The 11,969-nt window shown below is 60.6% G+C and carries 10 protein-coding genes and 2 pseudogenes; 8 read left to right on the top strand and 4 right to left on the bottom strand.

Annotated elements, in window-relative coordinates; all coding sequences use genetic code 11:
* Nucleotides 1-324: 324 nt before the first annotated feature.
* Nucleotides 325-570 carry a hypothetical protein gene (locus B4968_RS16885; protein ID WP_139792878.1) on the bottom strand — a complete coding sequence of 82 codons (246 nt, stop codon included), beginning with the start codon at nucleotides 568-570 and terminating at the stop codon, nucleotides 325-327.
* Nucleotides 571-670: 100 nt separating this feature from the next.
* Between B4968_RS16885 and B4968_RS16880 the strand changes: the two genes are divergently transcribed.
* The 5 genes and pseudogenes from B4968_RS16880 to ccoS all read left to right on the top strand — a co-directional run bounded on the left by B4968_RS16880 (nucleotide 671) and on the right by ccoS (nucleotide 5,987).
* Entirely contained in the window at nucleotides 671-1,564 is an 894-nt protein-coding gene (locus B4968_RS16880) for a LysR family transcriptional regulator (RefSeq protein ID WP_083100592.1), read from the top strand.
* Between the two features lie 134 nt (nucleotides 1,565-1,698).
* Nucleotides 1,699-3,144, top strand: a complete 1,446-nt coding sequence (gene ccoG, locus B4968_RS16875) for a cytochrome c oxidase accessory protein CcoG (RefSeq protein WP_083100591.1) — start codon at nucleotides 1,699-1,701, stop codon at nucleotides 3,142-3,144.
* A gap of 2 nt (nucleotides 3,145-3,146) precedes the next feature.
* Nucleotides 3,147-3,611, top strand: coding sequence for a FixH family protein (locus B4968_RS16870; protein WP_083100590.1), 465 nt, complete (start codon nucleotides 3,147-3,149; stop codon nucleotides 3,609-3,611).
* 6 nt (nucleotides 3,612-3,617) lie between these two features.
* Nucleotides 3,618-5,796 (top strand): annotated as a pseudogene (locus B4968_RS16865) (heavy metal translocating P-type ATPase).
* 32 nt (nucleotides 5,797-5,828) lie between these two features.
* Nucleotides 5,829-5,987 (top strand): cbb3-type cytochrome oxidase assembly protein CcoS, encoded by a 159-nt coding sequence (ccoS, locus tag B4968_RS16860; RefSeq protein ID WP_083100589.1) that lies wholly within the window; start codon nucleotides 5,829-5,831, stop codon nucleotides 5,985-5,987.
* Nucleotides 5,988-6,116: 129 nt separating this feature from the next.
* On the opposite strand, the gene B4968_RS16855 is transcribed toward ccoS, so the two are convergent.
* From B4968_RS16855 to B4968_RS16845, 3 genes and pseudogenes are all read right to left on the bottom strand, one after another.
* Nucleotides 6,117-7,793 (bottom strand): D-alanyl-D-alanine carboxypeptidase family protein, encoded by a 1,677-nt coding sequence (locus B4968_RS16855; protein WP_083100588.1) that lies wholly within the window; start codon nucleotides 7,791-7,793, stop codon nucleotides 6,117-6,119.
* 338 nt (nucleotides 7,794-8,131) lie between these two features.
* Nucleotides 8,132-8,458 carry a hypothetical protein gene (locus B4968_RS16850; protein ID WP_083100587.1) on the bottom strand — a complete coding sequence of 109 codons (327 nt, stop codon included), beginning with the start codon at nucleotides 8,456-8,458 and terminating at the stop codon, nucleotides 8,132-8,134.
* A gap of 422 nt (nucleotides 8,459-8,880) precedes the next feature.
* Nucleotides 8,881-9,595, bottom strand: a pseudogene (locus B4968_RS16845) (HAD family hydrolase).
* 87 nt (nucleotides 9,596-9,682) lie between these two features.
* Between B4968_RS16845 and clpS the strand changes: the two are divergent.
* From clpS to B4968_RS16830, 3 genes are all read left to right on the top strand, one after another.
* Nucleotides 9,683-10,027 (top strand): ATP-dependent Clp protease adapter ClpS, encoded by a 345-nt coding sequence (gene clpS / locus B4968_RS16840; protein WP_083100586.1) that lies wholly within the window; start codon nucleotides 9,683-9,685, stop codon nucleotides 10,025-10,027.
* Nucleotides 10,028-10,054: 27 nt separating this feature from the next.
* On the top strand, nucleotides 10,055-11,071 hold the full coding sequence (locus tag B4968_RS16835; RefSeq protein ID WP_083100585.1) for a class I SAM-dependent methyltransferase: 1,017 nt from the start codon (nucleotides 10,055-10,057) through the stop codon (nucleotides 11,069-11,071).
* Between the two features lie 93 nt (nucleotides 11,072-11,164).
* Nucleotides 11,165-11,968 (top strand): SDR family NAD(P)-dependent oxidoreductase, encoded by an 804-nt coding sequence (locus B4968_RS16830; protein WP_083100584.1) that lies wholly within the window; start codon nucleotides 11,165-11,167, stop codon nucleotides 11,966-11,968.
* Nucleotide 11,969: the final 1 nt, after the last annotated feature.

The following is an 11,969-nucleotide window of genomic DNA, read 5'->3' as shown; positions in this document are numbered from 1 at the left end:
CAAAACACATATCCGGGGCTGCTCCTGTTGGGGCGGCCCCTTTTTTGTGCGCGGCGTTTGGCGCGTTTTTTGACCCAATTTGATCAGTGTCAAGTCAGGCTTTTGCAAAAGCTGCTTAACTACTCTCACGACAGAGCCACACTGGCTGGCTCATCCGCTCTCACAGGGCAATGGGCGGGGCAGTATAAAATCCCTACAGCCCGACGTGCAGGGCCATAGGGATCAAGCGTCGGCTTTTTGATCTGTTCGCGCGTTTCCTGAAAAGCCGACGCCCTTTTTCTGTCTCTTTCCCATTCTCCAGGGATCAGGGGCGCATCGCAGCTGTTACAGTTTTTGCAGATCAATGCAGCGCACCGGCTGGTTCAGCCCACGCGCAAAAGGGGTGCGCCCGGCGAGGGCCCCTCTGGACCAGCTCAGCAGCCTGGCAAAAATCCCTGGCGTGCGTTCTGGCAGCGTATAGGCCGCAGGCAAGGCGCGCGGTGGTTTTGCTGCAGGGGGTATATCCCGGACCCGAACACAGTCGTGGCGCGTCGCGGTCATCATGGAGCGGGCGTAGATATCGATCAGCATCTTGAAATCTCCTGTGCTGGTGTTTCTGCCTTTGACTGTCGCCAAATTCGGCGCAACATGCGACTCAGGAAAAATGTAGTTATGTAAGTTTGGATTACACATGGATTGGCTGTCTATGCCGCCTCTTGCTGCTTTGCGCGCCTTTGCGGCCTATGCTGAACACGCAAACCTTGCCAGGGCAGGGGCGGCGCTAAATGTCAGTCATGCTGCCATCAGCCAGCACCTGCGCAGTCTGGAGGACCATCTTGGCGCGCAGTTGCTGGATCGCAGTGGCCGGGCTTTGGCCCTGACCCCTGAGGGCAGCCATCTGGCCCAGGCCCTGTTGCTGGGCTTTGGCGCGATGCAGTCTGCAGTGCAGGATATCAGCACGCAGGGGGCGGCGCGGCCGCTGCATATCAGCTGCACGCCGATGTTCGCCGCCAACTGGCTAATGCCGCGTCTGGCGGAATTTCGTATGAAGCAGCCTGAAATCGATCTGGTCATTGATCCCCGCGGCGAGATTGTCGAGCTGCACCCCGGCGGCGTCGATATCGCCATTCGCTATGGTGATGGCAAATGGGCCGGGCTGGAGGCGGAAATCCTGCTGGCCTCTCCCATGGCGGTGGTGGCGCACCCCAGCCTGCTGCAGGGGCGGGTCGTGCGCAGCCCAGAGGATCTGCTGGACTATCCCTGGCTCGAAGAACTGGGCACCACCGAGGCGGCGCATTGGCTGCGCTCACGCGGGGTGGCGGATGCGATTCGCGGCGCCAGCATCAAACTGCCGGGCAATCTGCTGATGCAGGCGGTGCGCGACGGGCAGGGCGTGGCCGTGGGTGTAAAAGATTTTGTCAGTGAGGATCTGCAAGCCGGACGACTGGTAGAGCTTTTCACCAGTAATGAAGAGCGCGGCTATCATATTGTAACGCGCCCCGGAGTGCAGCGGGTGCAGGCGCGCCTGTTTATCTCCTGGCTGCGGCGGCACAGAAAGGCGCAAGACAGCGCGCCGCAGCTATAAATCGTGCCGCAGCTATAAATACGCTTTGAGAGATAAAGATACTTGTCTGATGCTCTTTTTGATCCACGTCAAAGAGTGCGCCGGTCTCTTTTGAGAGAACCCAATCAGAGAAATAAAGAAAGTGGAGTGAGTCCGTGAGCGATTCCGATCCCGCCCCCAGCCTGTATGCCGCCAGGGAACCCGTCTTTCCACGACGTGTCTCGGGCGTTTTTCGCAATCTGAAATGGTACATTCTGGCGATCACTCTGGGGATTTACTATATCACCCCCTGGATTCGCTGGGACCGGGGTCCTGCTCTGCCGGATCAGGCGGTATTGCTGGATCTGGCCAATCGCCGCTTCTACTTTTTCTGGATCGAAATCTGGCCGCATGAGTTCTACTTTGTTGCCGGGCTGTTGATCATGGCCGGGCTGGGATTGTTTCTCTTTACCTCGGCTCTGGGGCGGGTCTGGTGTGGCTATGCCTGTCCGCAGACCGTCTGGACCGACCTGTTTATTCTGGTCGAGCGCTGGATCGAAGGCGACCGCAACGCCCGCCTGCGCCTGCACCGGCAAAAGAAGATGGATTTTCGCAAAGCGCGCCTGCGCCTGACCAAATGGGCGTCCTGGCTGCTGATTGGTCTCGCCACTGGCGGTGCCTGGGTGTTCTATTTTGCCGACGCCCCAACGCTGTTGGTCGATCTGGTGACGGGGCAGGCCCACCCGGTGGCCTATACCACCATGCTGCTGCTCACCGCGACGACCTTCTTCTTTGGCGGCATCGCCCGCGAGCAAATCTGCATCTATGCCTGCCCCTGGCCACGTATTCAGGCGGCAATGATGGATGAAGACACGCTGGTGGTGGGCTACCGCGACTGGCGCGGTGAGCCCCGTGGCAAGCTGAACAATAAGAAGGGAAAGGCTGAGATCGCGGAGGAGCCAAAGGGCGACTGCATCGACTGCATGGCCTGCGTCAATGTCTGCCCGATGGGGATTGATATTCGCGACGGCCAGCAGCTCGAATGTATCACCTGTGCGCTGTGCATTGATGCCTGCGATGATGTCATGGCCAAGATCGGCAAGCCACGCGGGCTGATCGACTATATGGCGCTGTCGGACGAGGCGCACGAGCGCGCAGGCCAGCCGCCAAAGAACATCTGGAAGCATATCCTGCGGCCCCGGACCATCATGTATACTTCGATGTGGAGCTTTGTCGGGCTGGGGCTGGTTTTTGCCCTGTTCATCCGCTCGGACATCGACCTGACGGTGGCGCCGGTGCGTAACCCGACCTATGTCACGCTGTCCGATGGCTCGGTACGCAACACCTATGATGTGCGTCTGCGCAACAAACACGGTGAGGCGCGCCAGTTCCAACTGTCCCTGAAAGGCGACCCCTCGATGCGGGTTCAGCTCGAAGGCACGCCCTATGCCTCGGTTGAGGTTCCGGCGGATACCGCCTATCTTCAGCGGGTCTATATCGTGACACCAAAGGGGGCAGCCGCGACGGACGCGGAATCAACGCCGGTTCGGATCTGGGTCGAAGACCTGATCACCGGCGACCGGGCCTATAAAGACACCACCTTTAACGGAAAAGGAAACTGATCATGGCCAAGGGGACGCGAGAATTCACTGGTCGTCACATGTTGATGGTCTTTTGTGGCGCCTTTGGGGTCATCATCAGCGTCAATTTGGCGCTGGCCTACAATGCGGTCAAAACCTTTCCGGGGCTGGAGGTAAAGAACTCCTATGTCGCCAGCCAGGAATTCGATGTGCGGCGCAGTGCGCAGCAGTCGCTGGGCTGGTCGGTCTATGCCTCGGCACTGGACGACCAGGTGATGCTTGAGATCACTGATGCGACGGGCGCTCCTGTTGAGGTGGCCAAGCTTAGCGCGACGCTGGGCCGGGCCACCCATGTAAAGGATGATCAGTTCCCTGATTTCCAGTTCAACGGCACCGCCTATGTGGCCCCGGCAGATCTGGGGCCGGGCAACTGGAACATCCGTATGGTGGCGCGGGCCAAAAACGGTGTTGAGTTCACCCAGCGGGTGATTCTGCACGTCGGAGGCTGACCGGAAATGACCGCCCAGATGCGCCCCGCGATGGCTGTATGCCCCGGCTGTGTCGCCGCTCCGTCTGAGGCGGTGGAACAGGCCCCGACCGAGGCGCGTCTGGCGCTATCCTTGCCAACCATCCACTGTCAGGCCTGTATCGCGGCGGTTGAGCGGGGGCTGAATGCCCATCCCGGCGTCCATTCCGCGCGGGTCAATCTGACCCTGAAACGCGCCCTGATTGAGGCAGAGCCAGACCTGCGCGCCGCAGATCTGATCCCGGTTCTGGCGGGGCTGGGGTTTGAGGCGCATGAGCTGGATCTGGCCAGCCTTGCCGCCAGCCAAAGTGACCGCGCCGGGCGCGACCTGCTGATGCGGCTGGCGGTGGCGGGTTTTGCCTCGATGAATTTGATGCTTCTGTCGATCTCGGTCTGGTCCGGGGCCACAGATGCCACCCGTGACATGTTTCACTGGATCTCGGCGGCCATCGCTTTCCGGCGGGGATCTTTGCCGGTCAACCCTTTTTCAAAAACGCCTGGAGCGCTCTGCGCGTTGGCCGTCTCAACATGGATGTGCCGATTGTACTGGCGCTGGTGCTGGCGCTGGCCACATCGCTCTGGGAGACCAGCCTGTCGGGTGAGCACGCCTATTTTGATGCCGCCCTGACGCTGACGTTCTTTTTGCTCGCCGGGCGCTATCTCGACTATCGCACCCGCGCCGTGGCGCGGTCGGCCGCCGAAGAGCTGGCCGCACTGGAGGTGCCCCGCGCCATTCGTATGCAGGCAGGCGCTGAGGTCGAGGTTGCGGTGGCCGAGCTGGCGATTGGAGATCTCATTCTGGTGCGCCCCGGCGGGCGTATGCCGGTGGATGGCGTCATCTCCGAAGGTCAGTCAGAGCTGGACCGCTCGCTGCTGACCGGCGAGACACTGCCGGTTTTTGCCGCACCCGGCACGCAGGTTTGTGCAGGCGAGGTCAACCTCACAGGACCGCTGGTGGTGCGGGCCCAGGCCGTGGGTGAGGACACCTCGTTGCACCGGATGGCGGATCTGGTGGCCATCGCTGAATCGGGGCGCTCGCGCTATACCTCATTGGCGGATAGCGCCGCAAAGCTCTATGCGCCCGGGGTGCATATCCTGTCGGCGCTGGCCTTTGTGGGCTGGTATTTTTATACCTTCGATTTGCGTGTCGCCCTGAATATCGCGGCCGCCGTGCTGATCATCACCTGCCCCTGCGCGCTGGGCCTTGCGGTGCCTGCGGTGACCACAGCGGCCTCGGGACGGCTGTTCAAAAAGGGCATGCTGATCAAACATTCCACCGCATTAGAGCGTCTGGCAGGGGTCGATACCGTGGTGTTTGACAAGACGGGCACGCTGACGGCCGGCACGCCGCAACTGGAAAACATCGGTGATTTTACCCGAGAGGATCTGGAGATCGCTCTGGCCCTCGCTGAAGGCTCGTCCCATCCGCTGTCGCGGGCCTTGACCGCGGCCGCGCGCGCCGCAGGCGTGTCGCCAGCCGCAGTGAGCGATCTGCAGGAGCGACCCGGTTTTGGCACCGAGGGCCAGTTTCAGGGACGCCGCGTGCGCCTTGGCCGGGCCGCCTGGCTGGGTGCCGATCAGAGCAGCCAAACCGCGGCCTGGCTAGAGACTGGCACGGGTGCGGCGCCGCAGGGTTTCTTGTTTCACGACAGCCTGCGTCCCGGTGCCGCGAAAGCTGTCTCTGCTTTGATTGCGGCGGGCAAAGAGGTTTTGTTGATCTCGGGTGATACCACCGGCGCGGTTGAGGCGCTGGCAAAGCGTCTGGGCATTCAGAAATGGGTGGCCGAGGCGCTGCCGGAGGATAAGGCGGCACGGGTGCAAATGCTTGCGCAGCAGGGGCGCAAGGTTTTGATGGTGGGCGATGGCCTTAATGATACGGCGGCGCTCACGGCGGCACATGTGTCGATCTCACCTGCTTCTGCGCTGGATGCGGCGCGGGTGGCTCTGATATTGTGCTTCTGGGCCAGGACCTTGAGCCCATCGCAGAGGCCTGCGTGGTGGCGCGCAAGGCCACCAAACGTATTCGCGAAAACTTTCGCATTGCCACGCTCTACAACGTGATTGCGGTGCCGCTTGCCATTGCGGGCTTTGCAACACCCTTGATTGCAGCCCTGGCGATGTCTACCTCGTCCATCACGGTCTCCCTCAATGCCCTGCGCCTGAAATAATCAGTGCCGAGCCCCATAACAGGTCCCGAGTCATGAGCGTTCTTGCCTATCTCATCCCGATTTCATTGCTGCTTGGCGGCTGTGCCCTCGTGGCCTTTATCTATACGGTGCGCTCGAACCAATATGAGGACCCCGAGGGGGATTCGCGCCGTATTCTGAGCGATGAATGGGATGATCACCCCAAGCCCTGACCAGCGCCGATTGCGGCCTTACAGAGACGTCCAGATGTAGAAAAGGCCCCTTCGCCAATGACAAGGGGCCTTTGCTGTTGCGGCCTGTCACGAGGTAAGATCGTGGCCGTCAGGGGTATGGCCCCGCCCCTATGAGGCGGGACCCAGGGTGTCGCAGGTCACATTGCGGGCGCGCAGGCGGCGGCAGGCCAGCTCAGCGCCTTCTTTGCTCATGCCCAGAAAATTTGCGTCAAAGCCAAGGCGCGATTCCGCCACTTTGCGCAGGGTTCCGTCGAGGCTTTCCATTTCAGACAAGGCGGTGCGCAACAGGACTTTTTCCGCCTGATAGCGGCTGGTGTAACGGCCGACATTGATGCCCCAATAGCGCCCCCCCGAGGTCGAAAGCCGGGTGATTACAACCGGCGCCGGGCTGCCCGTGGTTTGGGCCTGGGCAAAACTGGCCGGGCGGGCCAGGGGGCGCAGCCCTTTAAAGGGAACGGTTTGCGCGCGGGGCAAGACTGCTTTTGCGAGCACCACCTGACTGGGTTCGGCGGTGGCGGAGGCGCTGCTGCCAGTTGAGGCGGGCAAGATCTTGGCCTCTGCAATCGCGGCTGTGATGCTGGCCTGCAAAATCTCGGGGTCTATGCCTGTTGCCGTATCTGTTTTCGTATCTGTTGCCGTATTTGAACTGCTGGCTGCTGTCTGCGCCTCTTGCAGCGCACTCTCGGTCAGATCCTTTGAGGTAGCGGTGGCCTCTGCAATCTGGATCGGAGCTGCGGGCAGGGGGCGGCCCTTGGGGCGCAGGCTGGATTTGACAAGGCCATTGACGCGAATGGTTTTGCCCGCGCCGCCATTTTGGCCGCTGGTGGTGGCTTGTTCGGCACCGGCAACCAGGGTGGAGGCTCCAATCCCCTTGTTACCAACATAGGCGGGTCGGCCTGGCGTGCGCAGTTTGGCACGCGAGGGCGCCCGACGGAAGCCAAGGTCCAGAAGCTCGGCAACCTTGGCGTTGCGCGAGGTGGAGGATTTGCCCCCAAACACCGTGGCGATGATGCGCTCGTTGCCGCGTTTTGCCGAGGCCACCAGATTGGAGCCGGCAGCGCGGGTATAGCCGGTCTTGATCCCGTCGGCGCCCTTGTAAGAGGCCAGCAGGCGGCGGTTGGTATTGGGAACCGTGCGCACACCTGCGTCAATTGTGGTGCGGGAAAACAGGTGATAATACTCGGGGTAGTCATAGAGGATGTGGCGGCCCAGCTTGGTCATGTCGCGGGCGGTGGACATGTGACCCGTTTCCGTGAGCCCATGAGCATTTTTAAAGGTGGTGCGTGACATGTCGAGCGCTTTGGCGGGGCGGGTCATGCGCCGGGCAAAGGCGGCTTCGGTCCCCGAGATGGCCTCGCCAATGGCGGTGGCGGCATCATTGGCGGATTTTACCCCAGCGGCCCGGACCAGATAGCGAAAGGCAATGCGCTGGCCGGTCTTCAGCCCCAGCTTTGAGGGCGGCTCGGCGGCGGCGTTCTTGCTGATACGCACCTTTTGATCCAGCGAGATTTCGCCGTTCCGCACGGCCTCGAAGGCGATGTAGAGGGTCATCATTTTGGTGAGAGAGGCAGGATGCAATCGGGTGTCGGCGTTGCGCGAGTGCAAAACCTCGCCCGTACGTGCGTCGACAACAACGGCGGCATAGGGGGCCGCCTGGACGCTACGCGGGGGCGCCAGCGCCATCCCGAGAGAGAGAATCACACCCATGATCCACAGCACAGCCCGGGCGCAAGCCCGCTGTCCGCGAATCAGGTGAAACCACCTGATCTGCACTATATCTGCCATTTTTGCCTCTTGTCGCCGGTTTCCGGCTGACGCTTTTGCCTGCTTGCCTGAGAACGCTAGCACATTGGAGGCATGGAATAAACCATGGTGAGCAGGGGTTGGCTGGCCCTGAGAAAGGGCTTCCCCCAGATATAGTGGCGTGGCGCAGCGGTACTCCTAGATCGGGGTTGTGTTAATAAAGTGTTTATAAAATCCGCCGCGGCGACGGCTCTGACTTTTTGCTCATCACCGGGAGGTTTGGACATTTGCTGCGCTTAAGCAACAGGTCGAGATTGTTTTTCTGCAGCCAGGGTCTGGGTTCGGTGGGTTTGGGCGGCAGATGCAGGGGGCTCAAGGGGCTAAGGGGTATGTTGGCGGGTGACGTAGAAGGGGGAGGAATACTGCAGCCCCAGGGAAAATGCGCAGGGTGAGAGAATCATCGCGCTGACGCGTTGTTCCAGCTCTGCAAGCAGAGCGTTGGAGAATTCCGCGTCACGGTGCGGTTTTTCCAGCAGGCTGATACTGACGGTGACGTGGCTGTGATGGTAGCCACCAGTGGGGTAGGCGCGCCCTTTGCAGGCCCCGGCGCCGGCATCGTGGCGCTGTATGATGGTCTCGATCTCAGCCAAAATCGCAGGGGCGTCGAGGTCGAGGTCGTTTGAATATTTTATTTCGGCATGTGGCATTTGACGTCTGCTCCTGGCGGCTTGTGTCGGTTTTGGATGGTACTTTTGTGCCAGCGTAAAACCAACCCGACCAGCAGGAATTTCCAATTTCCCAAAGGTAGAGTTCATTGTGAATACGATAGCTGTACGCGGGCAAAGGAGCGGCTCCCGCCGTTGCGTTGGGCATTAAAATGCCCGCCTCACGTTGGGCCCGGCGCCGCGCTTTGCGCGGCGCCGGGCCCAAGGCCGCTCCGGAGGCTCTGACCGTAAGGTCAGGGCATATGGCGGGCGCGGGAGCCCCCCCCTTTTTTGTGCAGTCTTTGCCCCAGTCTGATTGCCCAGTCTGATTGCCCAGTCTGACCTGCTCGGTCTGACCTGCTCGGTCTCTTCTGCCCGGTTCTATCTGCCCGGTTCTATCTGCGCGGTTCTATTCGACTGAGCGCTTAGTCGATCTCGGCAACCAGATCTGGCAGTTGGCTAAGATCTTTCAGGGCGCGATAGCGTGGGCTGTGAAGCGGAGGCTCGGCGTGCTCCACCTCCCAAGTCTGCCCAATGCGGCACATAGATGCCCCAGCCGCCGGCACTGATTGGCGGCACCACGTCAGAGCGCATGGAGTTGCCGACCATCATGGCGCGCTCTGGCCCCTCACCGTGGCGCGCAAAAATTTGCTGGTAGATCTCGGGTGTTTTCTCCGAAACAATTTCGACGGCGTCAAACAAATCACCCAGGCCCGATTGCGCCAGTTTGCGCTCCTGATCCAGCAGATCCCCCTTGGTTATGAGCACAACGCGGTGGCTTTGCGCCAGTTGTTCGACCGCCATCTGCGCATGGGGCAGCAGCTCGATCGGATAGGAGAGCATCATCTGTCCGGCGGTAATCAACTCCTGGATCACCACAGCAGGAACCCGCTGATCCGTCACCTCAATCGCGGTCTCAATCATCGAGAGGGTGAACCCTTTGACACCATAGCCGTAGCGTCCCAGATTGCGCTTTTCCGCCGCCAGCAAACTGCGTTCCAGCGCCGTACGGTCCATCGCCCGTGGCGTGTGGTCTTGCAGAAGTTCTGCAAAACGCTCTTGCGTGATGCGGAAAAAGCGCTCGTTATGCCAGAGCGTGTCATCGGCATCAAAACCGATTGTTGTTAAATTACGTGTCACGGTGCCGTTTCAATCCCTTTTCCTGCGCAGTCTTTACGCTATATAAGCAGATGAAAGATTTCCATGCATGACTGGAACCGATAGCCGATGCTGCTGCAGCCTGTGATGATGTCCAAAATGTCGGACGACGACGATACTGATCTTGGTCTGTTGACAAAAACACGCCCCAAGACCAAACGCCCGCCGCGCTACAAGGTGCTGCTGCTCAATGACGACTACACGCCTATGGAGTTTGTCGTTCTGGTGCTTGAGCGGTTTTTTAGCATGACCCATGCGCAGTCGTTTGAGATCATGCTCACCGTGCACAAAAAAGGCCTCGCGGTGGTGGGGGTCTTTACCCATGAAATAGCCGAGACCAAGGTTGGTCAGGTTATGGACTTTGCCAATCGGCACCAGCATCCGCTGCAGTGTACGATGGAAAAAGAAGAATAATTCCAACCCTCAAAGAGGCCCTTTAATATGTCCCTGCGCCTGTCCCTGGCCTTTGCTCCGGGTGGCTGTGCCATGCCCGATGAGGGTCGCATTGCCGTCTTTTCTCCCAGCGCCGGGCTGGATCTGTCCGCCCTGCCAAAAGAGCGCGTGCTGATTTTGCATCCCACGCGGCCTGTTTTTGAAAGCTATGAGGCGGCCGGCTTTGCCTGCCTGCCGGGGGTGAGTGCCGTGCCCGAGGGCGAGAAATTCGCCGCCGCCGTTGTTTTCCTGCCGCGCGCCAAAGCCGAGGCCCGGCTGCTGGTGGCGCAGGCCTCGGCTGTCACCTCCGGTCCTGTGCTGGTGGATGGCGGCAAGACCGACGGTATCGATTCGGTCCTGAAAGGGCTGCGCAAACTCGTTGAGGTCTCGGCACCGATATCAAAAGCCCATGGCAAGATCTTTTGGTTCCAGGGTGGAAACGCTGCCCTTGCGGACTGGATGCCAGATGAAACAAGCGAGGTTGACGGCTACGTCACCGCACCGGGGGTGTTTTCCGCAGATGGCATTGATCCGGCCTCGGCGCTTCTGGCGCAGAGCCTGCCGGAAAAGCTGGGCCGCGTTGTGGTCGATCTGGGAGCCGGCTGGGGCTATCTTTCGTCACAGATCCTGACCCACACGGGCGTGGAAGAGCTGCATCTGGTTGAGGCCGATCACGTCGCACTGGACTGCGCGCGACGCAATGTCACTGATCCGCGGGCCAAATTCTACTGGGCCGATGCGCGCCATTGGCAAGCTTCAGGTCCGGTGAATACAGGTCCGGTAAATACGGGGGTGATGAACCCGCCGTTTCACTCTGGCCGCAGTGCCGAACCCGAATTGGGCCAGGCCTTTATCGCAGCCGCCGCCAAGATGCTGTCAGCCTCGGGTCATCTGTGGATGGTGGCCAACCGCCATCTGCCCTATGAAACGATTCTGGGCGAGCGGTTTGCCGTCGTGAGCGAGGTTGCGGGGAACAATCGGTTCAAGGTGCTGCACGCGCAACGTCCGCGCCGCGCCAAGCGCTAGGCTGTCTTCTGCTGGGCTTTAAATTCTCCGTTCCAATATCGGGTGCCGGGGGATAGTCTCGCAGCCAAAATCAATTCTCGGGAGTGTGCCGACGTGTCCTTTTCGATCTCTGGCAAGACAGCCATCGTCACCGGCGCCTCGACCGGCATTGGCCTTGCCATTGGCCGCCAGTTTGTTGCGGCCGGGGCCAATGTGATGTTTGCCGATACCCATGAAGCCGCCCTGGTCCACGAGCTTGGCGCCCAGGCGGATGAAAGCAATATCCGCTACTTTGCTGGTGATCTGCGCGAAAGGCTGACCATTGCCAATCTGCTGTCGGCCACCATTGACGCGTTCGAAGACGTGGATATTCTGGTCAACGGCGCCCGGCAGGTGGTGCAGAGTGATCCTCTGGACCCCAATGATGACTCGCTGGAGCTGCTGCTGAAAGAGAACCTGTTGCCCACGTTGCGCCTGTCGCAGCAGGTGGCGCGCCGGATGATCAAGCAGGGTGAGAAACGCGAAGGCACCGATGCATTAGGGGCGATCATCAACCTGTCCTCTATTGCGGCGCGCCGCACCCACCCGGAACTGATGGCCTATTCGGTGGCCTCGGCGGCATTGGATCAGCTGACCCGGTCGCTGTCCGTCTCTCTGGCACCGCATCGCGTCCGGGTGAATTCCATCGCCTTTGGCTCGGTGATGAGCGCGTCAATGCAGTCCACCCTGAAGGACAACCGCAGCTACCGCGATGACATTGAGGCGCATACGCCGCTGTGCCGGATTGCCTCACCGACCGAGCTCACCGAGGCGGCGCAATTCCTCGCGTCGGATGCCTCTGGCTTTATGACCGGACAGATCATGACCCTGGACGGCGGCCGCACCCTGTTGGACCCCGTGGCTGCACCGGTTCACTAAA

Source organism: Pseudophaeobacter leonis, assembly GCF_002087335.1.
GTDB lineage: Bacteria > Pseudomonadota > Alphaproteobacteria > Rhodobacterales > Rhodobacteraceae > Pseudophaeobacter > Pseudophaeobacter leonis.
The sequence above is the reverse complement of the archived record's forward strand: the minus strand, read 5'-3'. Positions and strand labels throughout refer to the sequence as shown.

Excerpts from the sequence above, each read along its gene's own strand:
- B4968_RS16880 (WP_083100592.1), top strand. The coding sequence starts at position 671 with ATGGATTGGCTGTCTATGCCGCCTCTTGCTGCTTTGCGCGCCTTTGCG.
- B4968_RS16835 (WP_083100585.1), top strand. The coding sequence starts at position 10,055 with ATGTCCCTGCGCCTGTCCCTGGCCTTTGCTCCGGGTGGCTGTGCCATG.
- B4968_RS16855 (WP_083100588.1), bottom strand. The coding sequence starts at position 7,793 with ATGGCAGATATAGTGCAGATCAGGTGGTTTCACCTGATTCGCGGACAG.
- B4968_RS16885 (WP_139792878.1), bottom strand. The coding sequence starts at position 570 with ATGCTGATCGATATCTACGCCCGCTCCATGATGACCGCGACGCGCCAC.
- B4968_RS16850 (WP_083100587.1), bottom strand. The coding sequence starts at position 8,458 with ATGCCACATGCCGAAATAAAATATTCAAACGACCTCGACCTCGACGCC.
- ccoS (WP_083100589.1), top strand. The coding sequence starts at position 5,829 with ATGAGCGTTCTTGCCTATCTCATCCCGATTTCATTGCTGCTTGGCGGC.
- clpS (WP_083100586.1), top strand. The coding sequence starts at position 9,683 with ATGCTGCTGCAGCCTGTGATGATGTCCAAAATGTCGGACGACGACGAT.
- B4968_RS16870 (WP_083100590.1), top strand. The coding sequence starts at position 3,147 with ATGGCCAAGGGGACGCGAGAATTCACTGGTCGTCACATGTTGATGGTC.